The sequence below is a fragment of the Algoriphagus zhangzhouensis genome (assembly GCF_900148515.1).
Classification (GTDB): Bacteria; Bacteroidota; Bacteroidia; order Cytophagales; family Cyclobacteriaceae; genus Algoriphagus; species Algoriphagus zhangzhouensis.
The window spans coordinates 346,236-371,935 of the sequence record NZ_FRXN01000002.1 but is presented as its reverse complement, the minus strand read 5'-3'; the positions used below and the strand labels follow the sequence as shown (position 1 = coordinate 371,935).

16 protein-coding genes are annotated in these 25,700 nt (G+C 39.3%); 4 read left to right on the top strand and 12 right to left on the bottom strand.

Annotation, left to right across the window (positions count from 1 at the left end):
- The first annotated feature begins 45 nt into the window (after positions 1–45).
- The 3 genes from BUF13_RS07525 to BUF13_RS07515 are packed head-to-tail and all read left to right on the top strand — an operon-like array spanning position 46 to position 3,775.
- The gene (locus BUF13_RS07525) at positions 46–1,197 is read left to right on the top strand and encodes a 3-dehydroquinate synthase (protein WP_073571165.1); all 1,152 of its coding nucleotides are present in this window, start codon (positions 46–48) and stop codon (positions 1,195–1,197) included.
- Positions 1,198–1,200: 3 nt separating this feature from the next.
- Positions 1,201–2,403 (top strand): metabolite traffic protein EboE, encoded by a 1,203-nt coding sequence (eboE, locus tag BUF13_RS07520; protein WP_073571164.1) that lies wholly within the window; start codon positions 1,201–1,203, stop codon positions 2,401–2,403.
- Position 2,404: 1 nt separating this feature from the next.
- Positions 2,405–3,775 (top strand): alkaline phosphatase family protein, encoded by a 1,371-nt coding sequence (locus BUF13_RS07515; protein ID WP_073571163.1) that lies wholly within the window; start codon positions 2,405–2,407, stop codon positions 3,773–3,775.
- Here the strand turns inward: BUF13_RS07515 and BUF13_RS07510 are convergent.
- From BUF13_RS07510 to BUF13_RS07480, 7 genes are all read right to left on the bottom strand, one after another.
- Positions 3,772–4,356, bottom strand: a complete 585-nt coding sequence (locus tag BUF13_RS07510) for an HD domain-containing protein (RefSeq protein ID WP_083586401.1) — start codon at positions 4,354–4,356, stop codon at positions 3,772–3,774. The two genes, BUF13_RS07515 and BUF13_RS07510, sit on opposite strands and share 4 nt — an antisense overlap.
- Positions 4,353–5,249: a YitT family protein gene (locus BUF13_RS07505; protein WP_073571161.1), complete on the bottom strand. Its 897-nt coding sequence runs from the start codon at positions 5,247–5,249 to the stop codon at positions 4,353–4,355. Before BUF13_RS07505 ends, BUF13_RS07510 begins: the two co-directional genes overlap by 4 nt.
- A gap of 216 nt (positions 5,250–5,465) precedes the next feature.
- Positions 5,466–9,083 carry an amidohydrolase family protein gene (locus tag BUF13_RS07500; RefSeq protein ID WP_073571160.1) on the bottom strand — a complete coding sequence of 1,206 codons (3,618 nt, stop codon included), beginning with the start codon at positions 9,081–9,083 and terminating at the stop codon, positions 5,466–5,468.
- Positions 9,084–9,217: 134 nt separating this feature from the next.
- A complete protein-coding gene (locus BUF13_RS07495; protein ID WP_073571159.1) occupies positions 9,218–10,267 on the bottom strand; it encodes an adenylate/guanylate cyclase domain-containing protein in 1,050 nt (349 codons plus the stop codon).
- A gap of 12 nt (positions 10,268–10,279) precedes the next feature.
- Positions 10,280–10,666: a response regulator gene (locus BUF13_RS07490; RefSeq protein ID WP_073571158.1), complete on the bottom strand. Its 387-nt coding sequence runs from the start codon at positions 10,664–10,666 to the stop codon at positions 10,280–10,282.
- Complete coding sequence (locus tag BUF13_RS07485) at positions 10,663–12,024, bottom strand: sensor histidine kinase (protein WP_073571157.1); 1,362 nt, start codon at positions 12,022–12,024, stop codon at positions 10,663–10,665. The genes BUF13_RS07490 and BUF13_RS07485 overlap by 4 nt, the downstream gene beginning before the upstream one ends.
- 33 nt (positions 12,025–12,057) lie before the next feature.
- Positions 12,058–15,705 (bottom strand): two-component regulator propeller domain-containing protein, encoded by a 3,648-nt coding sequence (locus BUF13_RS07480; RefSeq protein ID WP_073571156.1) that lies wholly within the window; start codon positions 15,703–15,705, stop codon positions 12,058–12,060.
- Between the two features lie 545 nt (positions 15,706–16,250).
- On the opposite strand from BUF13_RS07480, the gene BUF13_RS07470 reads away from it, so the two are divergent.
- Positions 16,251–17,165, top strand: coding sequence for a bile acid:sodium symporter family protein (locus BUF13_RS07470; protein WP_073571154.1), 915 nt, complete (start codon positions 16,251–16,253; stop codon positions 17,163–17,165).
- 14 nt (positions 17,166–17,179) lie between these two features.
- Here BUF13_RS07470 and BUF13_RS07465 read toward each other — a convergent pair whose 3' ends face one another.
- The 5 genes from BUF13_RS07465 to BUF13_RS07445 form a co-directional block, all read right to left on the bottom strand.
- Positions 17,180–18,553, bottom strand: a complete 1,374-nt coding sequence (locus BUF13_RS07465; protein WP_073571153.1) for a sensor histidine kinase — start codon at positions 18,551–18,553, stop codon at positions 17,180–17,182.
- Positions 18,553–19,230: a transmembrane-type terpene cyclase gene (locus BUF13_RS07460; RefSeq protein ID WP_073571152.1), complete on the bottom strand. Its 678-nt coding sequence runs from the start codon at positions 19,228–19,230 to the stop codon at positions 18,553–18,555. The genes BUF13_RS07465 and BUF13_RS07460 overlap by 1 nt, the downstream gene beginning before the upstream one ends.
- A gap of 12 nt (positions 19,231–19,242) precedes the next feature.
- The gene (locus BUF13_RS07455; protein WP_073571151.1) at positions 19,243–20,514 is read right to left on the bottom strand and encodes an oxygenase MpaB family protein; all 1,272 of its coding nucleotides are present in this window, start codon (positions 20,512–20,514) and stop codon (positions 19,243–19,245) included.
- A 306-nt stretch (positions 20,515–20,820) separates the two neighbouring features.
- Positions 20,821–21,927: a hypothetical protein gene (locus tag BUF13_RS07450; RefSeq protein ID WP_073571150.1), complete on the bottom strand. Its 1,107-nt coding sequence runs from the start codon at positions 21,925–21,927 to the stop codon at positions 20,821–20,823.
- Between the two features lie 91 nt (positions 21,928–22,018).
- A complete protein-coding gene (locus BUF13_RS07445; protein ID WP_073571149.1) occupies positions 22,019–25,696 on the bottom strand; it encodes a sensor histidine kinase in 3,678 nt (1,225 codons plus the stop codon).
- Positions 25,697–25,700: the final 4 nt, after the last annotated feature.

Below are 25,700 nucleotides of genomic sequence, written 5' to 3'. Positions count from 1 at the left end.
ACCCCTTTTGAGAACTTTCTTACCCTATTATTCCTTATCAATTGCATGAATACCATTATTAAGCAGCGATTTTCGGTACCATTTGAGTATCCGGTTTGTTTCTCAGAAAATATCTTCGATCCAGAAAATCGGAGTTTTGCTGCAATTTTGGAGCAAGGAAAACAAGTAAAGACGTTCTTTGTTATCGACAGTGGAGTGGCGGAATCGCATCCTGATTTGATCCAAAATATCCAGGAATATGCCAAGGCTTACGAGTCTATTTTTTATTTATGTGCTGAGCCTGTTATTGTTCCCGGTGGAGAGACTTGTAAAAACGATCCTTCAGTTTATGAAAAGATCGTGGAGGCAACTCACATCCATGGGATAGACCGACATTCATATATCGTGGCGATTGGCGGAGGAGCTGTATTGGATATGGCAGGCTTTGCTGCGGCTATCTCTCACAGAGGTATTCGTTTGGTCAGAGTTCCTACCACTGTGCTTTCTCAGAATGATTCGGGAGTTGGAGTAAAAACTTCAGTCAATTCTTTCGGAAAGAAAAACTACCTAGGGACTTTTACGCCTCCAGTGGCTGTAATCAATGATTTTGAGTTTTTGAAGACCTTGGATGATAGAGACTGGAGAAGTGGAATTTCCGAAGCTATCAAAGTGGCCTTGATCAAGGATTTGTCTTTTTTCGAATGGCTCGAAGAAAATGCTATAGCAATGGCAGATCGTCAGATGGAGCCAATGCAAAAGCAAATTATCCGTTCTGCACAGATGCATTTAGACCACATTGCTGGTAAAGATCCTTTTGAATTTGGTTCTTCCAGACCATTGGATTTTGGTCATTGGGCAGCGCACAAATTGGAGCATTTGAGTAACTACCGTGTTCGTCATGGAGAAGCTGTGGCTTTGGGGATTGCTTTGGATTCTACTTATTCCTACTTGAAAGGAATGATCACCAAAGGAGAATTGGATAGAATTATCACCCTGATTCAAAATCTTGGTTTTGAACTATATCAACCAGAATTGTCTGGTGAAAACCTACTAAAAGGGCTTAAGGAATTTCAGGAACATCTTGGTGGTCAATTGACCATCATGCTTTTGGAAAAACTGGGTAAAGGAGTAGAAGTACATGAAATGGATCATGATCTGATTCTTCAAGCCATTGGCATGCTCCAGGAATGGAATGCTTTGGCTCCTACAAAACACTAATTCATGAAGTTTTCAAACTTTCATTTAAGCTATTGTAGCAATATCCATCCTGGTGAAAGCTGGGAGGCTACTTTTGAAAATTTAAAACACTATATCCCGGAGGTTCGAAAAAACCTGGATTTCGAAGGACCATTTGGAATCGGTTTAAGACTTTCTCATGAGGCGAGTTTGATTTTGGAAATGCCAGAAGAATTGGCTCGTTTTCAAACTTGGCTTCAAGAGGAAAACGCCTATGTTTTTACTCTGAATGGGTTTCCTTATGGGGACTTTCACAGAACGGTAGTCAAAGACCAAGTTCATTTTCCGGATTGGACCACTCCTGAGCGTAAAGATTATACCATACGATCTTTCAAGATTTTAGCTCAATTACTTCCAGAAGGTCAGGATGGAGGAATTTCTACTTCCCCGGTTTCCTATAGACATTGGTTCAAGACTCAAGAAGCTTTTGATCAAGGCATGGAAGTCGCGACTTCACATTTGATGGAAGTGGTGACTGAGCTGTCAAAGATTGAAGCTGAAACCGGTAAGTTATTGCATTTAGATATTGAGCCAGAACCGGATGGGATTTTGGAAAATTCCGATGAAATGGTCTGGTTGTTCACTGATTGGCTTTTGCCAAAAGGAGCTCCTGAGCTGGCAAAAACATTGGGAATTAGCCCTAAAGAATCTGAAGCTTTGATCAAGCGCCATATTCAAGTTTGCTATGATGTGTGTCATTTCGCTATCGTCTATGAAAAGCCTGAGGAGACATTTGAAAAGTTTGCGAAAGCCGGATTAAAAATCGGAAAGGTTCAGATCTCTGCAGCCTTGAAATTGATGTTGGATCAAGATAGAGGTATTCTTAAGGATCAACTGTCTGAATTTGCTGAGTCTACCTACCTCCATCAAGTAGTGGGTAGAAATACGGATGGAAGCTTGATTTCGTATCCAGACCTTTTGCCAGCTTTGGAAAAATTGGAGGATGCGAAAGAAGAAGAGTGGAGAATTCATTTCCATGTTCCTGTTTTCATGAAAAAATATGGAGAGTTTGAATCTACAAACTTCCTGATTGAAGAAGTCTTGAAAGTGCTTCAATCGAAACCCGAATTAAGTAATCACTTGGAGGTAGAAACCTACACTTGGGAAGTATTGCCTCCTGAATCCCGACTTCCTTTGGCTGAATCGATCAGCAGAGAATTGGCTTGGGTGATTTCACAATTGAATTAAGATGCAAAAGACTGTCGTAATTGATATCGTAGCTTTGTCCTCCAGAGTAATCGGAGAGCATACGCCATTTTTAAAATCTTGGATGGATAAGCAGAAAAAGGCTGTAGTTGAGCCTGTGCTTCCTGCTGTTACCTGTAGTGCCCAATCCGCTTATTTGACAGGAGAAATGCCTTCCAAAAATGGAATCGTTGGAAATGGATGGTACTTCCAAGATGAATGCGAAATCAAATTCTGGCGTCAGTCAAACCGTCTGGTTCAGTCTCCAAAAATCTGGGACAAACTCAAGGCTGAAAATCCTGAGTTTACCTGTGCCAATATGTTCTGGTGGTACAATATGTATTCTTCTGTGGATTATGCTGTGACGCCACGGCCATTGTATCCTTCAGATGGGCGAAAGCTTCCAGATTGTCATAGCCAACCGATGGAGCTTCGGGACAGACTTCAAAAAGAATTGGGTCAGTTTCCCTTATTCTCTTTTTGGGGACCCAATACCAATACCAGCTCGACCAAATGGATTGCAGATGCGGCAAAAAAAGTCGACGAATGGTATAATCCAACCTTGAACCTGATCTATCTCCCCCATTTGGATTATGGGCTTCAGAAGTATGGGATAGATTTCGAGAAAATTGGTAAAGATTTGAATGAGATCGATGATATCGTCAAAGATTTGATTACCTACTTTGAAAACTCTGGTGCTCAGGTATTAGTCCTTTCAGAATACGGAATCACATCAGTTTCTAAACCAATCCATATCAATAGAATCTTAAGGTCTGCAGGATGGATTGAGGTGAAAAATGAATTGGGGCTAGAGACTTTAGATGCTGGAACATCCAAAGCATTTGCTGTTTCGGATCATCAGGTAGCACACGTTCATATTCAAGATCCTTCCATCTTTGATCAGGTAAAAAGCCTGTTGGAGAATACTCCAGGGATTGAGATGGTCCTAGATGAAAAAGGGAAGAAGAAATATGGATTGGATCACGAGAGATCCGGTGATTTGGTGGTGGTTGCTGATAAAGACTCCTGGTTTACTTATTATTTCTGGCTAGATGATGCCAAAGCCCCAGATTATGCCAGGTGCGTGGATATTCATAAAAAGCCCGGATATGATCCAGTAGAGTTGTTTTTGGATCCAAAGATCAAAGTTCCAATTCTAAAAGTTGGGTCGAAAGTATTGAAGAAAAAACTAGGCTTTAGGTATTTGATGGATGTGATTCCTTTGGAAGCTAGCTTGGTAAAAGGAGCTCATGGAAGGATTCCTGAAGATGATTTGGATAAGCCGGTATTGATCGGAAGTGAAAAATTGGTCAAAGAAGGAAAAATCCAGCCTACGGATGTTTTTGAGGTGATTTATAAAGCTGTTAAAGGTTAAACCAGATTTAGCTTTTCTTTCACAGAATCAATGTTTGCCTGTTTTTTGGGTTCTCTGTTTTTCTTGCAATAGTCTGTATGGTATTGATGCTTTTCTAAAAAAGTAAGCTGCAGTTCATTCCATGCTTGTTCTGAGAAACTAGGATTGAAGTGCTTTAATTCTTCAAAAAGTGCTCCTCCTTGTCTTTCAAAATCCTCTGTGCCTAAATATTCCAAATCGGCATCAGCGATGATTCGTTCAAGTTTATTGGTAGGACTTTGAGGAATCTTGGTGGCCATGATCATTCCACAGACTTTGTCCATTTCTTCAGAGCTAAGGTCTTTACCCAAATACTCTTTGGCGATACCACAACCGATTTCTTCGTGATTTTTCGGATTTTCAATAAAACCGGTATCGTGAAATAAAGAAGCCAATCTTAATAGTTCACGGTCTTTCTCCGAAACATCTTCAATTCTGGCTAGAAATTGAGCTTTTTGCATCACATACTCAGTGTGAGCAAGATTATGATAGGTCAAATAGGAGGGTAATTTCTCCAAGATGTTCCTATACACCTTATTTTTTACTTGTTCAAAATCCATCATACATGCTTCTTTCCTACTTGTTTTACTACACCTCCTTTGACTTCCTTAATCGTCTGTACATAGAAGAATGCCTTGGGATCAATTTCTTGAATGGCAAGCTTGATTCTATGTACTTCCAAACGAGTAACTACGGTCATGATGATATCGCAAGGATGTTTAATATGAAATGTATCTGGTAGATAGCCTCGTTCTCCTTTATAGACTGAAATTGCCTTTCCGAAATCTTTGACTATCAATTCTTTTACTAATTCATGTTCTTTAGAAATAATTGTAAGAGCAGTATATTCTTCAAAACCCTCGACAATGTAATCGGTTGTTTTGATTGCGGTAAAATAGGTCAATATAGAATACATTGCAGGTTCTATGCCAAAAACATAGGCTGCAGAAAGCATAATCAATGAATTCAGGAAAACAGTTATCTCACTTGCTGTAAGTGCAGAGTTTTTGTGAAAATATTCTGTAATTACCTCAAAACCATCGATTAAACCTCCTCCTCTGATGATCAATCCTATCCCGGATCCCATCAGAAAGCCCCCAAATACCGCAATTAGTACTTTGTCTTCAGTCACAGTTGGTACTTCCAAGAAATGGAGGGCAATGACTAAAAGCGAAATACTGATTCCAGATTGGACAGCGAATGTTTTACCAATCATTCTCCAAGCCATAAACAAAAAAGGAAGATTGATCGCAATCAATAAAATGTTGATATCGATCCCGAAACCCAAATTCACCAAAATAGCAATGCCAGTCACACCTCCATCCAAGAATTTATTTGGTAGCATAAATGCCTTTAAGGCAATTGCCGACAAAGAAATACCACATATTGTATAAACAAGTGAATGTGGCGAGAATATGGATTTCCAATCAACAGATTGTACCGAGTTGTCTTTCATTAATTTTTACTGTAGTAAAAAATGAATTCTGCTATTTAGGGGTTGAGCTTTTTTCATCTAAAGGCTTGAATTCTAGAATAAGAAAATAAATAATTAGTAGTCTGCCAAGAACTAACTGTATTTATTTGCTATGGCACTGATAAAAGATGAATTTTTCATGTAAAAAAGAAACAGCCGGATGTATAACCGGCTGTTTATTAGAGTTTAATGCCTTTTTTATTTAAGACTGGTAGTTACTTCTGGAGCAGGTTTTGTCCAAGAACTTATATCCAATTTTTTAGGATTAGGATAGATCTCATCCAATGTGTTGCCATCATAGATTCTACCATTTTTGACAACTTTATTTACAGTATTTGTATTTCGGATATTATCCAATGGATTGGAGTCCATAATTACCAAATCTGCGAGTTTACCAGCTTCAATACTTCCAAGCTCTTTATCCAAACCTAATGCTTCAGCTCCTAGGATGGTGGCTGTACGAAGGGCGTCCATTGTGCTCATTCCTCCACTGGCCACAGACCAAAGCTCCCAATGGTATCCTAGACCTTGTAATTGACCATGAGAACCTACTCCTGCAAGTCCTCCCTCTTTGACTAATGCATTGATTCCTTCGGCATGCTTAGGGAAAACATGATCCTCTGGTGCAAACCAGCCTCCTAGTCCACCAGCTCGTCTTCTTGCTTTTGCATTCAATTCATCATAAGGTGTGAATCGGTTCAATTTTGGATCGTGAAGAGGACTTTCAGTGGTATAGTAAAAGTTTTCTGCCCAAGGGCCACCATATGACACAAGTAGGGTAGGAGTGACAGCCATTTTACTTTCTGCAATTGTTTTGATCACGTCAGAGTAAAGAGGATGAATCGGAATAGCATGCTCATGACCAGGATAGCCATCAAACAATTGGGTCATATTGAGTTTGTAGTCCAAGCCACCTTCAGTTGTAGGCATCAATTCCTGATCTTTGGCAGCCATGATTACCCACTGTCTGTGCTGACGGTTTCCTACTAGATACATTTTAATGTACTGGGTATTGTAATACTTACTGTATTGTTTCAAAACATTTTTGGTATGATCCAAAGACTTCAGATTGTACATCCAGTATCCAACACCTGGGCCTGTAGAGTAAACGCGTGGGCCAGGAACCATTCCAGCTTCAACCATATCTGCGTATGTCAGAACATCAGTAGTCGCTGTTTGTGGGTCACGAGTTGTAGTAACACCATAGGCTAAGTTTGCAGCATAAATCCAAACTGTGTTTTTGTGAAGACCCCAAGTCGGCCACATGTGCGCATGCGTATCAACAAATCCTGGTGTAATCGTCTTGCCGCTCACGTCTATTACTTCGGCATTTCCAGCATTGAGTGTTCCTGTTTTTCCAACAGCCTTGATTCGGTTGTTTTCTATCAAAACGTCTCCGTTTTCAATAACCTCTGAACCATTCATCGTGATGATTCTGGCATTTTTCAAGAGAACAGTACTCTGAGGAATATCCTTTGCAAAGTAAACTTTCACCTGATGCTCAAATGGCTTGTATGTTTCTTGCTCTTTCTTCTTTGCTTTTCCGATGCTGTCAGCTTTCGCCAATTCTTTATCCGCTTTGAATAGAGAATCGATTCTTTTCTTTTCAGCTTTTGCCAAAGAGTCGGCAAGTTTGACCGCATCTTCACCCTGTGCTTTTAGCGTGGCTACGCTATCCGCATCAGCAAGCATTTTTGCCTTTTTAGCAGCTTTTACAGAGTCTTCAACAAAAACTGCTCGGTCTACATCATACACCCAATGTCCGTTTCCAAGAGACCAATGGACTTTTTTGCCATCAGCTTCCCAGGCAGGCCATTCTCCACCGATCTCTGTCAATTGACGAGAAGGGAAATTTGAAGCATCAGGGTTGCCTACATTGATGCTAGGAGTTTTTCCGGCAGTAGGGATAGTGACTACATAGATGTTGTTATTCACTTGAGCCAAGGCTAAGTTTCCTTCAGGAGCCATTAAAATGGTACTTGCACTGGAAGGTCTCATTTGAGGTTCTCTTGCAGATGTGCCTTCTGGAAGCATACAATAATTCACCGCATCTGCAGTAGATCTTGGAAGTCCCATCACATATTCTACACTGCTAAATTCCTCATTGTGCTCATGATCATCATGCGGATCAGCAGCCGTTCCAAATGGAGTAATTCCAGAAATTTTGGCATATTCTTTTTTATCAGTCCCATCCCACTTGACACTTAGAAGTGTTCCTCCTGATCCATTCAGGTAGATTCTGGAAGTATCTTTCGTAAAGTGAGCATTTCCGACTCCCCTGGCATCCATGATTTTTCTGAATTCGCCACCAGAAGCCGGCATCCAAGCAAGAATCGCTTCAGCTCCTGAAAAACCAGGGCCTTCTGATTCCATCATTAATCTTCTATCTCCTTTAAAGACTACGATTTTATTATTCGGCCCCCAAACTGGTCCCATGTATAAAGCATTTTCTGTAGTGAGCTTCGTCACATCCCCGTTTCTTCCAAAGCTAGCTTTGTAAAGACTACCTCCATCAGCTTCATCCCAAGTAGTAAATACCAATTGAGAACCATCGGGAGACCAAGAAGGCATTGCCTCAGTAATTTCAAAATTGGTGACTCTTTTTGGCTCTCCATCAGGGAAATCCATCACATAGAGTCTGTTCAAAGCAGTAAATGCTAGTTTCTTTCCATCTGGTGATGGAACTCCATCTCTGATTTGAGTTGCTAACTTAGCCGTAGTGTCTTTGATCGCATAGTTGAAATACAATCTCGGTCCCATAGCCAGTTTTACATCTGCCTCAAATGGAATTTCTAAAGCATCAGAACCATCAACTGGAAGCTTCCAGATTTTTCCTCCATAAGAAGCAATTACAAATTTGCTATCAGGAGTGAATGACATTGCTGGAAGGACACCTTGAGGAGCGATGGATTCTTGCTCATCTCTTTGTACTGGGTAGGCCAACCAGTTTTCATCTCCGGTTTCTAGGTTTCGAAGGACCAAACCGGTTTTTTCATGCCATCTAGAACCATAAACTAGCCATTTTCCATCATTGGAAAGTGTTGGTGTAAATGCAGATCCATACCTGCTGGTAATACTGGTAATATTTCCTTCTTCAATGTCATAAGTCCCAACCTGATATTGAGGAAGCAAGGCATTGTAATTCCATGCTCCGGTTCGATAGGAGAAGTAAATCTTTTTACCATCAGGGCTTATTACAGGATCAATAGTTTTCATTGAGGAAGGGGACTCATTTAGTTGGATTCCGCCTCCTCCATCTTTATGATACATGAAAAGTTTGTGGATTCTTCTTCCTTTACTGGCAATTATGTAGTCACCATCCGGGGTCCAATCAGCTCCAGGAACATCACCGTTTTTATCTTTGGTAACTTGAACTGTATCCTTTTTGACCATGTCAATGTACCACAGGTTGTCACTTCCCGCTCTATCAGATGTGAAAAGGATCTTTTCTCCATCTGGAGAAAATCTAGGGTGAGTTTCATAAGCCATGCCAGTGGTAATAGGAGTAGCTTTTCCTCCTTCGATAGGCATGGTATAAATGTCTCCCATCAAGTCAAATGCAATGGTTTTCCCGTCAGGACTAACATCCACACTCATCCAAGTTCCTTCTTCCGTGGTGAATTTTACTTCACGTTCAGGCTTTAGGGGTAGATCTTTGAATTTTGGATAGTCAAGAGAGTCTTTTTTGGTACTATCTGAGACTACCATTTTCCGATTCATTGGAGTCGGATTTTGATTCGCTTTTGGAATGATGGCAGCCACAGAAAGTGTGGTTCCCAAAGCAACCAAAAGAGCAGGTTGGGTAATTTTTCTCATATGATTTGGGTTTTTCCGGAATGAATCTATTTCATTTTTCCCAAATGGGAAAGCAATTGGAAATCAGTAATGTAAATAGTTCGCAATCGAACGAATTCAAAATTGTCCGAAATTGAAATTCATTTTTAATCTAATCAGGAAATAGCTTTGACTACTTCAAAAACTTTAGCCGGTAAGGCTTTATTCTTCAATTTGATTTCGCCCATATTTTGAAACTCAAAAAGATCCTTCACTTCTTGGGCGCAGCTTTCAAGGACTAATATTTGGGCTGGCTTTGCAGCGGATTGTAATCTTGCAGAAACGTTGACTGTGTCTCCAATAACAGTGTAATCCAGTCTTTTTAGAGACCGGGAACCGATATTCCCAGAAACCATTTCCCCTGCATTTATTCCTATGGAGACTTCAGGTCTAAAATTAGTTTCAGCAGAAAAGACAGGGATTTCCTCCATTTTGTCCCGAATGGAAAGGGCTGTTCTGATAGCTCTTTCAAAGTGATTGTCACCTTGGAAAACCGCCATGACAGCATCTCCGATAAATTTGTCAACGCTGCCTTTTTGCTCGATAATTTCCTTGACCATCAAGTCAAAATATTCATTGAGAAGGCCTACCACCACATTAGGTTCTTCATTTTCAGAGATTTTGGTGAATGCCACCAAATCAATAAAAGCAACTGAAGCGACGATGGTCTCATTTTCCATCAGACTGGACTCCAACTCCTTATTTCCCATGAAATTGAGCACCGTTTCGTCCACATACATTTTTAGGATATTATTTTCCCGAAGAGCCTTGAGTGTGGATTTGATCTGGTTTCTGTATTGGATAGTCTTATCTAGAGTGATCTCTAAATCCCTGAAGTCAACTGGCTTGGTAATGAAGTCAAAGGCCCCTAGATTCATGGCTGTTCGGATATTTTCCATGTCTCCATAGGCAGAAATGATGACAGTTTTAAGAAGAGAATTCTTCTCTTTGACTTTAGAAAGGAGTGTCAAACCATCCATTTCTGGCATATTGATATCACTCAAGATCAAATCTAGGTCTGAGTGATCTTCCAATACTTCCAATGCTTGTCTTCCGTTTAGGGCAAAATAAAATTCAAACTCACCCTCGCGGATTCGCTTTCGGAATTTCTGTTTGATCAGAATTTCCAAATCTGCTTCATCATCTACAACCAGTATTTTGACCATTCTATTTATTATTTAATTTTCCTTGATCATCCCACCGATTTCTTTCTTTAAGGATTCAAAATCTATGGGTTTGGTAAAAAATTCTTTGGCACCTGAATTCATTGCCTTTTCATAATTCTGACTATCTCCATAGGCCGAAATCATGCTGACATTAATCTGTGGGAAGCGTTCCTTTACTTTTGCCAATAGTTCGAGTCCACTCATGCCTGGCATGTTGATATCAGAAAATACATATACTACCTGAGGTGGATTTTCACTATCCAAAATGCCTAATGCCTCGTCTCCAGAGAAAGCAAAACAAAGCTCAAGAGTTCCTGATTTAATCTCCTTTCTGAATTTTTGACGAAAAAGTAATTCCACATCTTTCTCGTCATCCACTATTAATATTTTGCTTTTCATTGATTTGGAATTTTAATTTCAAACTCTGTAAACTCTTCAGGCTCACTGATGACATTTATTTCACCATTATGACCTTTTGTTACAATGTCGTAACTCATTGAAAGCCCCAGTCCGGTACCTTTTCCTGTTGGCTTTGTTGTGAAAAATGGCTGGAATATTTTGGCTTTGATGTCCTCTGGTATTCCTTTTCCATTGTCCCTTACTCGGATTTCTACACCCGAATCCACTTTTTTAATAGATACCGTTACTTTTGGAAGAAACTCTGTATTACCCTTTTCTGCCAGTTCTTTTTTCTTCTCTCCAGCAGCGTAAAATCCATTATTGATCAAATTCAAAAGAACTCTTCCCAAATCGCCGGGCACAACGTTCATTTTTTCCAAGCTCGGATCTTCCTCTAATTTGAAATCTGCTGTAAAACTTTTGTCCTTGGCTCTTAGCCCATGGTAAGAAAGTCGAAGATATTCGTCTGCTAATGCATTGATGTCTGTCAGTTCTTTTTGCCCAGTACTGCTTCTTGAATGAAGGAGCATCCCTTTTACAATGGAATCGGCACGTTTTCCATGGTGGTGAATTTTGCCAAGGTTTTGAATTACATCCTCCAAAATCTCCATGGCATCCTCCTTGTTTCCTGCTTCAAGTTCTTCTTTCAACTCAGTTAGAAGTTCAGTACTTACATCAGAAAAGTTGTTTACAAAATTGAGAGGGTTTTGAATTTCGTGTGCGATCCCTGCTGTTAACTCACCCAAAGATGCCATTTTCTCAGCGTGAATTAATTGATTTTGTGCAGCTTGAAGATCTTTCAAGGCATGCTGTAATTCATTCTTTTGATTGGTAAGTTCTTTGGTTCTTTGAGCAACCTGTCTTTCCAATTGGGTTTTGAGAGATTCAGTGATTTGAAACTCTTTTTCACGTTGCATTGCCTTCAGTTTCTCCAACTCCAAAGCCTTTCTTTGCTTCGAATTATTAACCCACATGGCTATGGCCCAAATAAAGGCGAATACACCTGCCGCCTCAAAATAAGTCTCATACCTTTTGTAAAAGCTCTCACTGATGATTTCTACTAACGCTTGAATAATCTCCACTCCGATAATTGGTAACCAAGCGTAAACCATTCCTTTCCTATGCTGAAGATCTTCTGTTTTGAGAGTTACATAGACGATCAGGCCTATTAGAATAAAAGAAAGAATACGCGCTAAATCACTGATTATTGGTATGTTGAAGCCAATGACAATCCATAATACACCGGCTGCTATCATTCCTCCATTGAATATTCTTACCCATTCAGGAGAAACCTTGATCAGGCCCATTGGACGTTTCAGATAGTGAAGTAGTATTAAAGAAATTATAGCTATTATCATATTACCCGCTTGTGGTTATTGCAATCTTAAAAATTAAGAACTTGAGTTTATCGGTAAAAAGATAGTGAAAATTGTCCCAGGATTTTCCTCGGTTGAGCTTTTCACCCGAATATCTCCCGAATAGGACTTGATGATATCATAACTCAAAGATAGTCCCAATCCAGTTCCCTGACCAGTAGGCTTGGTTGTAAAGAATGGTTGGAAAATCTTTTCAATAACATCTTTCTTTATCCCAACTCCATTGTCTGCTAATTCAATTTCAATTCCCCCAAGAGTCTTCTTCGTAGAAATGGATACTACAGGTTTGAAATCCGTATTTCCTAATTGGTGAACCCGCTCGTTGACAGCAAAAAACGCATTGTTGCACATATTGATCAAGGCCCTTACCAATTCTTGTCTGATCACTTCCACTTGAGGTAGATTAGGCTCTAGGTCGGTTTTATATTCTACGCTAAAGTCTTTTTCTTTCGCTCTCACTCCATGATAACTCAATCGGATGGATTCATCACAAATGGCATTAATGTCTACCAGTTCTTTGGTTCCAACAGTCGCTTTGCTATGCTGAAGCATTGCTTTCACAATAGCATCAGCCCTCATACTATGAGTGCTAATTCTATCCAAGTTATCTTGGATGTCCTTGGCGAGTAATTTAGCTTCTTCAAAATCTCCAGCCTGAATCTCCTCGTTCATTTCATCTACCAATTCATGGCTAACTTCTGAGAAGTTTTTGACAAAATTCAATGGGTTTTGAATCTCATGAGCAATACCTGCAGTCAACTCACCCAAAGAGGCCATTTTCTCAGCTTGAATCAGTTGAGATTGAGTTGATTTGAGGTTTTCATGTGCTGATTCCAAATCGGTGTATGCCTTTTCGATCTGCTTGGCATGCTCTAGTTCTCTTTCTTTAGCTTTCTCCCTTTCCGCCTTTAATAGACGGTTTTTCAAATAAAGATTAATGGGATAAAGGAGCCATAAAATTAGAACTCCGTAAACCAAATATGCCCACCAGCTTCTATACCAAGGTGGCAATACGGTAAAGGAAAACTCAATCGGTTCGGTCCATTCTGAGGCTTCCTCTGTGGAGGTTCCGGTATACCGCGCACGTATTTTAAAAGTGTAATCACCTTCATGAATGTTGCCAAATGTGGCAGAGGTCCTTTTTAACACGGGACTCCAATCAGTGTCATATCCTTCTAATATATATTGGTATTCAATTAGGAAAGGCCGAGCTAGTTCATTTGTGCCATATTCAATGTTGAGGTGATTGTGCTGATAGGGTAAAGTCAATCCTAAAGGGATTGGGAAAAATGGTTGAATATTGTCAAAAGAAATTCCTTTAAACTTTTCTTTCAGTTCCAGCTCTTCGTTTTCATCCAACCTTCTTTCTAGCGTAATCAATTGATCGGTTACTTTTTCAAATGCATCTTCACTAGATTCAGGGGCTAGTGTATACCATGGAATTATCTCTTCATTGATTCTTACTTGCTTAATTAGTGGTGTTGGTTTTGAAGTGTTTTTTGAGACCTTAGAAAGGTCTAACCTTGCTAGTCCTGTTTTGACACTACCAGTTCCTGCCCACAAAATTCCTTTTGAATCTAAAAACATTCCGTCTTGACCATCAGTAAGATCTTTAACAGGGTATCCTGTATCAGAATGGTAGGTCTCTAACTCCTGAATATTTTTGGATGAATCTTGATAGAAATAAAATGTTGAAATTCCCTCATTTGTACCAATAGCCATTTGACCATTTCCCAGTTCAACAATTTGTAAAATAGTGTCGTCGGGCAATCCGTCTTGACTATTAAATGTCTGGAATAGTGGGGTTTCTCCATTGTATTTCCAAGAGATTATATTTTTTCGGTTTTCTTCAGTTAAAAAACTAATGCCATTGGCAGTGCCAACCCAAAGATTCCCATTTGAATCTTCCTTAATCCTCAAAACGGAGCTATCGGCTAATCCTTGGTCAATTGTAAAATGAAGGAAAGTTTTACCGTCAAATCTGGTCAATCCTCCCCCCAAGCTTCCAATCCAAATAATACCATCACTATCTTCTGTAATAGAAACAATATTATTTGAGCTTAATCCATTTTCTTCAGAATAATAGGTGTAAACTCCATTGTCATTTATTAATATTCCTGCATCAGTTCCTATCCAGATCTTCCCGTCCCGACTTTCAACAAGAGAATAAATTTCGTTGGTTGGGAGACCTTGATCGGAGGAGTAATTAGTGAAAGTATTGGAGTCAAAAATACTTATTCCATCTCCGGCTGCACCAATCCATATTTTGCCTGAGGAGTCTTCTAAAATACAGTAGGCAATTTCACCTGCTAATCCTTGAGATTGAGTATAAGAAACAAATGATTTCCCATCGAATTTGCTAAGTCCGCCATCTACAGTTCCAAACCATAAGTCGCCAGTACTATCTTCCATAATACTTAGCACTATGTTTCCCGAAAGACCTTGTTGAGCGGTAAAGTTTGTAAAACTCATCCCATCCAGTCTACTTACTCCGCTGCCATCAGTGCTAAACCAGATTTTTCCAAAATCATCAATAGTTAAATCATAAACATTATTGCCAACTAAGCCTTGTTCAGTAGTATATGATATAAAGTCTTTTCCTGTCCATTTGGTCACGCCATACTCTGTCGCAAACCACACATTATTTTCATGATCCTCATTGATTGATCTGACTACCATTCCTGCTAGTCCATCGTCTATCCCAATGGTTTGGAAATTTTGACCGTCATATTTGCTAACCCCAGTTCCCAGGGTTCCAAACCAGATGATCCCTTTACTATCTTGAAAAATTGACCTTACGCGATTCCCTGCTAGACCATTTGAGGTATCAAAATTTTCAAACGATTCTCCATTATACTTTGAAACTCCTCCGCCACTTGTCCCAACCCACAAGTAACCATCCTTATCCTCAAAAATACTTATTACTGAATTATGGGCTAAACCATCTTCAGTAGTGATTTTTTCAAATTCATTTCCATCATATTTGACTAAGCCCTCTCCATCTGTACCAAACCAAAGAATTCCTTTAGAGTCCTCATAAATACTGTAGACAACTTCATTTGAAATCTGGTCGCCATAGAAATTTTTAAATGTTCTCCCATCAAATTTAGAAACGACTTTATCTGCTGTGCCAATCCAAATATTACCCTTTGAATCTTCATTTATACTTCTAATTGACGGACTACCTAATCCTTGATTGCCCGTGTAGTTTGTGAAGTCTACTCCATCATATCTACTTAACCCTCCTCCATTGGTTCCAAACCAAATATGTCCTCTGCTATCTACCATGGCGCAATAAATCCCATCCATGGGAAGTCCTTCGTCAGACGTGATTTTTTTGAATTGTGCAATGCCGCCATCACCTAGCAAATAAGGTTGTCCTAAGGCGTTAAGAGCCATGCTCCCATCATATTCTTGTAGGGTTAGTAGATCTTTTTTGATTGGAGGTAAAATATTTCCACCTCTATTTCCTCCCACACGTTTGACTTCGGGAGCTCCCATTTGAATTATTTGTGGCTGTTTTTCTGCAGGAAGTTCGGAAACCACAATTTTCTCAGGAGGAGACCAATTCCCGATTGGATTTTGGTTAGAGGTTTTCTCTTCCTGATTACAAGCAACCAGTCCAAAAAGGAATACAAATGAAAAAGTTATAAGTGATCTCATTTGAAATCAATTGTAAATTCAGGTTTATATGGTGAAATGCCTTTACTCAGAAATTTAACTCCAATGAGTATTATTCTTTCCCAAACTATTTGGGATCGTGAAATAATTTGATTTTGATGGCTTTTAATCATTTGAAAAGCCACTTTGAAAACAATCAACTCGGACATAAAACTCAAATGGGTAATAAAAATCTGGAAATGATGCATCATTCTAGTGACGAATGACATTTCTCATATTGGAAAAATACAAAAACTATTTAGAATTCAAGATTATAGGGATAAATATGTTCAGGTATTTTAGATTGGAAAATATCTGAAATTCAGCTCATTTGGACTATTTGATAGGAGGTTGGAAACTGGGGATTGCCTAAATAGACAAGCCTTTCCAGTAATCAGTCTAATTACATTGCTTGGGATTCAATAGGATTAATCAAAAGATGTTTTTAAGGTCTCTAGCTGATTTGACTTCTCCATAGATAATGATAAACTATATTTAGTATCTGAATTCATAATAAAACCCAAAGTTGAACCTTCTATCTATCTAAATTGAAAAGCTTACTTTTTCCTTTTTTAGTTCTTGTCATTGTTTCCATTGCTTTTATTTATCCTGAGATTCTTATGAATTGGGGAGGGATAAGTACTTCCAAATTCATTGTCCCACTATTACAGGTTATCATGTTTGGAGTAGGGACAGAAATGAGTCTCAAGGATTTCAAAGGAGTGATCCAAATGCCGAAAGGTGTTTTGATAGGAATACTCTGTCAATTTACAATTATGCCATTTTTAGGATTTGCTTTGGCAAAAAGCTTCAATTTCCCTCCAGAAATTGCTGCTGGTTTTATTTTGGTTGGAAGTTCTCCCAGTGGCCTAGCTTCCAATGTTATGTCCTATTTAGCAAAGGCAAACCTGGCACTTTCTGTTACTATGACAGCTGTAGCCACTGCAATTGCACCTGTGATCACTCCGCTACTGATGAGCTGGCTTGGAGGGGATTATGTGCCTGTTAATTTTCTGGAGATGATGTGGAGTATCATTCAGATTGTGATTATCCCCATTGCGCTTGGTCTAATATTTAACAGGTTTTTGAAGGGAAGTATTCAATGGTTAGATCGAATAATGCCTTTGATATCGATGGGAGGTATTATTCTTATCGTAGGAGTGATTACCGCAAATGGGAGGGAGAGCCTTCTGGATATTGGATTGCTGCTGATTTTAGCATGTATTTTACATAATGGACTTGGTTACCTTTTGGGATTTTTTACTGCCAAAGTATCTGGATTGGATTCCAAATCATGCAAGACGATCGCCTTGGAAGTAGGCATGCAAAATTCAGGATTGGCATCAGGCATAGCTGTTCAAATGGGCAAAATCTCTACCGTAGGATTAGCTCCGGCAGTTTTTGGGCCTTTGATGAATGTTTCAGGTTCCCTTTTAGCTTCTTTCTGGCGGAAAAGAGCTTGAGCTATTACAAATGCTTAGTGGAAGAAATAAATGACGAATTCAGTGCCTTGATTGGGGTCAGACTTTATCTCAATTTTACCTCCATGCGCTTTGATGATGTCATAGCTTAAACTCAAGCCCAACCCAGTGCCTTGACCAGTAGGTTTGGTGGTGAAAAATGGTTGGAAAATTTTATCCTTGATATGTTCTGGAATCCCAACACCATTGTCATGGACTGAAATCATTATTCCATTTGAAGTGGACTTGGTAGCTACCTTTACATGGGGGCGAAATAGATCTTCGGTAGTCTTCGATCTGTCATGTACTGCGTAAAATGCATTATTGAATACATTGATCAATACTCTATTGATATCCTGAGGGATAACCTCGATATGAGGTAAGCCTTTTTCAAAATCTATTGTGTATTCGACCTTGCTGTATTTTTCTTTGGCCTTGAACCCATGGAAGCTCAACCTGATACATTCCTCAGCTAATTCATTGATGTTGATCGGTTCTCTTATTCCATCACTTTTTCTACTGTGCTCCAGCATTCCTTTGACGATTGCTCCAGCTCTTTTACCGTGATGATTAATTTTTGAAAGGTTCTGCTTTAAATCATCGGTGATAGCCTTTACCTCTTCAAAATTCCCTTTGCTGATTTCTTCTTGAATTTCCTCTAAAAGTTCTTCGCTTACTTCAGAAAAGTTGTTGACAAAATTGAGCGGATTTTGGATTTCATGAGCGATTCCCGCTGTCAATTCACCTAAAGAAGCCATTTTTTCTGCCTGGATAAGTTGCTCTTGAGTATTGATTAATGCTACGTTTTTCTCCTGGATATTTTTGAGAGCTTTTGACTTGCCCAATTCGTAAACCAATAGGATCAAGAATATGGTAATATTGGTTCCCAAAATGGATGAGAAGAAGAAGACCTGTTCCTTTTCGGTATTGTATTGGGGTTCTGGTACACCGATCGTATTCTCAAGTATCAATATCCCCAACATGAGAAAGGCAGAGACAATTACCCAAAAGATTGATGCTCTTTTTCCTTGGATCAACATGGCCACTGATGGCAATAAGAAAAATGCAGCCGTGGCAGGAGAAGAAAGTCCTCCCTGTAGCCAAGCTTGGAGCGGGAAACTTATTGCAAATTGAGTCAAGAAAAGTCCCGCCGCTATATTTTTGGCTAAACCTTGCCGATAGGCAAAAAGAATAATAAGATTAATAATTCCATTGACGAAAAGAAGCTGCCCGTTGAGTTTTGCGTCAATTTCAACTGCCAGATTTATCCCAAGAAAATTGGAAATGGATGAAATTAAAAGCACTGCAATGAAGATGCGTTCAGATCTTAATTCATCACCAGACTCTTTCTTTTTCGCTGGAATAAAATATTCTGTAATCTTTCTAAGCATTATGAAACTGTACTAAGAGAACCAAATAGTTTTCCATGCCTTTTCCAAAGGACATAGATGAAGGTACTGTCCAGAAGGAAACAAGAAATTCCCAAGAACTGTACAAAATGATTCTCTGGGTAAAAGAAAAACATGGAGACTGAGATCAGTCCTGTTCCGAGCATTCTAGCCCATGCTAATACCATGGAAAATTCTCCGGTATCTTTGGTTTGCATCAGAAGGAAAACGCATTGAACGGAAAGGATGACATTGATGATATAGCCCGAGTTTGCACCAATTAAGGTGTCAAATCCTTCATTTCTATAGAAGTAGCTGAATAGAATCCAAAAGATGAAATTGATAATGCAGAAGAGTGCAAAATGCTTTTTGGTGTTCTCATTCATGGGTTGTTTGGTTCCATATCGGAGAACAGAATAAAAAATAAAGCAATCTAAAAGAAAGGCTGCTTGATAGCTCAAAGCATATAAAAGCCCCGTGTTAGGGTGATAGATCCAACTCCATACAAATTCCCAACCGATATTGGCACCAGCTACATAGGCAGGCATTTCTACGAATTTTTTCTTTCTGATTTCCCAAACTAAAACAACGTAGGCCACCACCCAAAATAGGCAACCGACCCCATTGAATATTAGTCCAATAAGGGAATAATCGTCAAAATTAATTAATGGCTGATCCATAGGGTCTGAGGTTTATCTTCGTTGGTGGGAATTCCAATCTCTTGTCAAAGAAGTAGGAAGGTAGAAGTTGATAATGTCGGCACTAGTCATTCTTCTCAGCATCATGGTTAGCCCCAATTTGGTTAAGAATTGAAGGACCATGGAGAAAATCAAACTCTTGTCTAAAATTTCGCCTACCCAAGTGATTCTTTTGATTTTTCGCTGCATGGAATCGATTTTATCCTGAGAAATAGGCTCTACTCCCAATAGGTCGGATACTTCATTTCCCATCATCAATCTCATCAGGGCAATGTTGGAGTTTTTACCTAAAATTGGTTTCGACTTCATGTCCTGAAAATCGCGAAGGGCCCGAACCAATTCTTTTGCATGATCGCTTGGTGCCATTTCTCGATCCAAAATACTGTGGCCCAGTTTCAGGGCATCCGCAGAATTTTTTGGAATCATATCATCATCCAAGCCGACAATATGCCCCACGACTCTCCAGCAGTGGATATATGCCTCCAATTCTACAGGTTCAAATTCGATCCCGATGATTTCAAGCCCTTCTATGATCAAAGCTGAAAAAGACATCAGTGTACCTGCAAGATCCTCTTGGTTTATCGGCTCGCTATATTTTTCAGTGTCGAAGTGATGCTTTTTAAGGAAAAAGCGGATTACAGCATGAATCAATCGGACTTTTTGGGTGGAGTGGAGTCCTTTTCCTCTTACTCCCAGGCCTCCTGGAGACATTGCGAAAACCACAAACTGGGCAGTTTCTGCAATTCGTCTTGAGTAAGTCTCCAAAGAGCCATTTTCCTCGTTGAGGCGAGCCGTTTGATGAAGAACCTCAGCGCCTCTAGCACAGGCATAGCATTCTGGGAGAGATTTGTAGCAAAGTAAAAGGCCTATCCATATTCCGTGTCTCAAATAAATTTGCTGGCCCAAGGCGATTAGATCTGGATCTGCCCATTCAGGGAGTATGGCTGATTTATCGAAATAATCAATTAATTCTTGAGGAGTATCTGGAGGAAGTTGATCACGATCTTTTACAATCGACTCGAAAAGATGATTGATTTTAAACTCTTCCCTTTTGGACATAATTGTTTGAACAGTCTCATCCGCCAAAGGATCCATTTGGCTTCTTTTGGATTCCAGTTTATCACCATTCCAATCCGAAATTTCATGAGTATTGATCGTTTTTAGTTTCTCTAGTGCTCTTTTTTTGATGGTTACATTTTTGATGATAAAGGCAATAGAAAATCCGACAAAAGCGATAAGCAACAGCCATAAAATTGTTGAAACCATAGGAGCTATTTGATAAAAAGGTGGGACAGATACAAAGAATGCATGCTAATCAAAAGGTACTGTTTAATGGGTGAACAATAACTAGTTAACGCGTTTGAAAATTCACAAGGGTAATGGAGTGATAATGCTGTGAATTCCCTACAAAATACAAAAAGGACTATGTAAAAGCATGAAAACATGCTCTTTTTTCATAGTCAAAAAGTAAGTTGGATTCTTGAAAAATTTAAAGGAAAAGCTGCCTGATTTGAAATATCCAGCAGCTTTATGTAATCCTAGATTCTAAAAGTGTATAGAAAGATTTCTTCTTTATTTTTTCTTAATAATATCAACACAATCCTCTCCTTCCCATATTCTGCCGTCCAAGGTTTCAAAGGTTAAGGTAAATTCCACACTTTCACCATCACTTACCTCTCCAAGAGATTCTACCAAAGCCTGTGTGTCAAATTTTAGATTCAAATCCATAATTTCGTCTTTACCTATTATACTACAATCACAGGCATCTTGCTTTTCAAAGTGTCCTGCTAAATCAGCCATGGAGGAAGTTGATGGGGAAACGCCATTAAGAAAAACGGTTGATAGGTCGATGTTATTCACATCAAGGTCCATAGAGCCCAAAATCGCAAGAGGAATTACCCCTTTGGAATTTACATTTAGAGTATTGTTACAATTACCGGGCTTGAAATCAATCGTAATCGGAGATATTTCTTTTAGTATATAGCGAAATTGCGCAACTGCGAAACCATAAGGATCTCCAGAAACTGATCTTATGATAACATAGTCAAACTTTTCTTCGGTCTCAGCAGCAAATAATTTCGCTCCGCCCCATCCAGCATTAATTTCCCTTTTGATGCTTCCTGTTTTTCTATTCGAATTGTAAAATTCTACCTCAAATTCAAATACTTGATGATTCAAATTAGGTTGAATTTCAAATCCCAAGGTAGTTACTGGTTTAGAGATAGAAATTCCAACAATATTTTGGAATGGGGAGTATAAAACGTAGGGATCAGGACCTTCTACATCAGGATAAAACCCAAAGGTGCCAGTCCAAGTACAATATCTGGTAGTTTGGGCCTTTCTTCTGATCAAAGGTTTATCAAAAATTAAGGTTAAATCGCCATCGCTAATACTGGTCAATTCAGTGTCACAAGGGATATTTGAAATATCTATTAATTGGGTTTCTAATAAGTAATTTCCTGAGACATCGTTAATCGGCGTAAAGTTGTAGGTATTTAATCGATATGGTTCTAATTCCGAATGAGGTATTATTGAGGGGATTTGAGTAATATTCTTAGGAATTTGATCATTTGAATTCAGAATTAATTCTTTGGAGTTTGTTATTGGTTTTTCAATAAATTCATTTTCATTACAAGAAAATAAAAGCACTCCAAATATCAGGATTAAGATTTTTTTCATTTTAATAATGTGTTCTTCAAAAAAGGTTGGTTATTGAAAATAAAGGTATCCTAAAATACTATCGATTAACTAAATAATTAAAAAAATACTTTTATTTTGGAAAAAAGATATTAAAACTCGTCCCTTTTCCTTCTTCCGATTCTACAGAAAGATTGCCTCCATTGGCTTGAACTATATCATAGGAAAGGCTCAATCCCAGGCCTGTTCCCGAACCTGTTGGCTTGGTGGTGAAGAATGGCAGGAAGATTTTCTTTTTAATGGAATCAGGTATTCCAGTTCCGTTATCGTGGACTGAGACCTGAATTCCATTCTCAGTTTTTTTCGTGGAAACTATTACCTCGGGTTTAAAGTCCTCACCAGCATTTTTTGCTTTTTCGCTGACCGCATAAAATGCATTATTGACCAGATTCAAGATTACCCTTCCTATGTCTTGGGGATTCACCTTTATCTTTGGAAGATCAGTGTCTAACTCTAGTTTGTAGTCAGAATTAAAGCTTTTATCCTTGGCTCGTAATCCATGATAGGAAAGCCTCAGATATTCATCTGCCAATAAATTGATATTTGTTTCGACTTTTTCTCCTGAATTCGAGCGGCTGTGTTGGAGCATTCCTTTCACAATGGAATCGGCCCTTTTGCCATGATGATTGATTTTGGAAAGGTTCTCTTTCAGGTCAGTGGCGATGGCTTTTACTTCTTCCAGGTCTCCTTTTTCGAGTTCTTCATTCATTTCATCGATCAGCTCATTGCTGACTTCGGAGAAATTATTGACAAAATTGAGAGGGTTTTGGATCTCATGGGCAATTCCTGCTGTCAGCTCACCCAAAGAAGCCATTTTTTCAGATTGAATAAGTTGGAGTTGCGTTTCTTTGAGATTGTTTAAAGACTCCCGGAGTTCATTTGTCCGGATTTTTACTTTTTCCTCCAATATCAAATTTTGACGAATCAGTGCTTGTGAACGAAGTCTCGTATAGCCTAAAATAGCCCCCACAAATGCAATGAAATATAGAGCGTACATCCACCAAGTTTTCCACCAAGGAGGTGTGATGACAAAACTTATTGCTGCTGGTTCACTCCAGATCCCATTGATTCCTCTGCTGGCAACTTTGAAAGTATAGTCTCCAGCAGGAAGGTCTCGATAGTTTTCGCTTATGGTTTTATTAGTAATTGGACTCCATTGCTTATCTATTCCTTCGAGAATGTATCTGTATCGCACTTTATCAGGATTGCTCAATTGCATTCCCGAATAGTTGAAGCTTAAGTAATTCTGATCATATGGAAGCTCTAGATTGATGGGGATGTAATAGGTGGTTTCTAGGCTGTCCCAGGTGATTTCATTTTGGATCAAATAATTGTCCTCAGTGAGGGTAGATCTCTCTCTGAAATAGAGAGGCTTGTCGAATAGATTGATTCCTGCAATCAATGGCGAGGAAGATTCTTCACTCATTTGAAGGGAATCGAAAACCAAAAGCATGGTTCCTTCGACTCCCACCCAAAACTTTCCATCTTTCGTGAATAGGCCGCTGTTTTCTGCAAAGTCGATTGCTCCCAAGCCTTGTTCTTTCCCGAGGGTAATTGCATTAAAAGCCTCGTTATTTTTTGAAGGAGTTAATATGGTAAGTCCACTGGTGGTGCCTACAAACATTTTACCCTTGTTCTCATTCAGTGTGAAAGAGCCATTGTCGCCCAGTCCTTCATTGATAGTCAAGCTGGACATAGAATCTTGGGAGGAATTGAGGATATTAATGCCTCCACCGGTTGCAATCCACATGTTTTGATTGGAGTCCTCAAGCAATGCTGTGGCATAGTTGTCAATTAGACCTTGATCTGAATTCAGGAATTTCATGGATTTGCGGTCTTTGCTGATTATTATGGCTCCTGCAGAGCTGGTTATCCAAAGTTGCCCTTGATGATCGCTTTGCATGGAATTGATATAGGTCTTATCCCAAGAGGCAGGGACATTCAGGATTTTTTTAATTGTTTTTTTCTCGAGGCTGATTACTAATAATTCTCCATCACTAGTTCCTGCCCACATGGATCCATCAGGATCCTCGTAGCTTATGGTTAGTCCGATTTGCTGATTTTCCTTCTCTTTTTTTAATACAAGAATCCTGTTGTTTTTTACATCGAGAACCTCCAACATACGCCCATTACTACCTATCCAAATCAATCCATTTTGGTCTTCTAGTAGATAGGAAGCGCTATTTGTCTGTAATCCATTTTGCCTGGAAACATATTGAACCGTTCCTGTTTCGGGATCATAGATATTGAGGCCATTAGTAGAACCTGCCCAGATCTTTCCATCATGAGTTTGAATGTTTGACCAGACTCCTCCATCACCTAAGCCATTCGCATCGGTATAGCTCCCTACTTTGCCTGTTTTTTTGTTGATGACAGGAGTGCCTCCAATATCCCCACCAACCCATATTTGGCCTTCTTTATCCTCATGAAAGTCAAATATTATTGTACTGGGGTCTTGGTTTGTAAAAAATCTCTCAACCTGGTTCATTTGAGGGTCCAGGGCAAAAACCAAATTGGAATTGGTAGCTATCCAGATTTTTCCTTCTGAATCTTCATACATCCCAGAAAGATCTCTTCCTGATTGGTTGGGATATGGGAATTTTTCTGCATCCAAAAACCTGATGGTATTCTTTTCTTGGTTAAGAACAGAGATTCCCCCTCTTTGAGCTAGCCAAATTTCGCCAGATTTGGATTGCAAATACCCTGGCGAAAAGTTGGAAAATAGCCCTTGTTCCTCTCTAAGAGTCTTGATTTTGTTTTTTTGGAGGTTCAGGATGTTGATTCCATTTATGGTTGTAATCCAATGGTTTCCTTCTTGATCTTGACGGATCATCACCGTGCGATCATTCACTAATCCTTGGTCTGTTTTGAGTTGCTTGGCGATGTGGTTTTCAGGATTGTAGATATATACTCCCTGCCCTAATTCAGTAAACCAAATTAGACCTTGATCATCTTGGTAAATACTAAAGGTCTGACCACCAAAGCCGGGGTTGAGTTTCTCTAATAATTCAATGGATTCTTTTTTCTCATCCAGAATGTAGGTGATGCCAGTTTTGGTGCCTATCCAGATTCTATTTTGATTATCTCGGAAAAGAGTCAGGATGTCAATATTGGGCAGGCCTTGTTCCAAACCAAAGATTTCAAGATATGCTCCGTCATAGCGACAAAGGCCTCTTGTAGTGCCGATCCAAAGGGCACCCGAAGGGTCTTGCAAGTAGGCCCTTGCCGGGCCAGGTAAGCCGATTGGATCGGCGTCTAAAACACCTCTCGAACCAAGTGGGGTATAGGTAGGCCAGCCTGCATTGATCACTTTGGGAGGTAGAAGTTTGATGATTTTGTTTTCCAAAGTATCAGTGGGAAGGTTTTCCAGATTGAAATCAGTTTCCGGCAATCCATTCCAGTCAAAAGGACTCTCCTCAAATGCATTTTGCAATTTTATAGGCTCTCCCAAATCAAAAGGGGTGGATGGGATGTCATCCAAAGATAATCTGTGAGTTTCGATTGCAAGAGAACTTGGTTCCGGGTCCCATTGGATTGGGATAGACTCGGTAAATTGAAAAGCTTTGGTGACAGGCTTGGGGTATTCCGTTTCTTCTTTGGGAAAAGGGACTTTTCTGTCAAATGAATTGCAGCTGAAAAAAATCCAGATAAATAGAACTCCGAGAAGAATGGAAGAAAAGGAAAAAAGTTTACTTCCTTTACCTGACGAGGTTGTTCTTTTAGTAAGAAAAATTATGCTTGATCTTTTCATAAAT

Bases quoted from the DNA above. Each gene is read 5' to 3' on its own strand.
- BUF13_RS07525 (WP_073571165.1), top strand. From the start codon at position 46: ATGAATACCATTATTAAGCAGCGATTTTCGGTACCATTTGAGTATCCG.
- eboE (WP_073571164.1), top strand. From the start codon at position 1,201: ATGAAGTTTTCAAACTTTCATTTAAGCTATTGTAGCAATATCCATCCT.
- BUF13_RS07515 (WP_073571163.1), top strand. From the start codon at position 2,405: ATGCAAAAGACTGTCGTAATTGATATCGTAGCTTTGTCCTCCAGAGTA.
- BUF13_RS07510 (WP_083586401.1), bottom strand. From the start codon at position 4,356: ATGATGGATTTTGAACAAGTAAAAAATAAGGTGTATAGGAACATCTTG.
- BUF13_RS07505 (WP_073571161.1), bottom strand. From the start codon at position 5,249: ATGAAAGACAACTCGGTACAATCTGTTGATTGGAAATCCATATTCTCG.
- BUF13_RS07500 (WP_073571160.1), bottom strand. From the start codon at position 9,083: ATGAGAAAAATTACCCAACCTGCTCTTTTGGTTGCTTTGGGAACCACA.
- BUF13_RS07495 (WP_073571159.1), bottom strand. From the start codon at position 10,267: ATGGTCAAAATACTGGTTGTAGATGATGAAGCAGATTTGGAAATTCTG.
- BUF13_RS07490 (WP_073571158.1), bottom strand. From the start codon at position 10,666: ATGAAAAGCAAAATATTAATAGTGGATGACGAGAAAGATGTGGAATTA.
- BUF13_RS07485 (WP_073571157.1), bottom strand. From the start codon at position 12,024: ATGATAATAGCTATAATTTCTTTAATACTACTTCACTATCTGAAACGT.
- BUF13_RS07480 (WP_073571156.1), bottom strand. From the start codon at position 15,705: ATGAGATCACTTATAACTTTTTCATTTGTATTCCTTTTTGGACTGGTT.
- BUF13_RS07465 (WP_073571153.1), bottom strand. From the start codon at position 18,553: ATGCTTAGAAAGATTACAGAATATTTTATTCCAGCGAAAAAGAAAGAG.
- BUF13_RS07460 (WP_073571152.1), bottom strand. From the start codon at position 19,230: ATGGATCAGCCATTAATTAATTTTGACGATTATTCCCTTATTGGACTA.
- BUF13_RS07455 (WP_073571151.1), bottom strand. From the start codon at position 20,514: ATGGTTTCAACAATTTTATGGCTGTTGCTTATCGCTTTTGTCGGATTT.
- BUF13_RS07450 (WP_073571150.1), bottom strand. From the start codon at position 21,927: ATGAAAAAAATCTTAATCCTGATATTTGGAGTGCTTTTATTTTCTTGT.
- BUF13_RS07445 (WP_073571149.1), bottom strand. From the start codon at position 25,696: ATGAAAAGATCAAGCATAATTTTTCTTACTAAAAGAACAACCTCGTCA.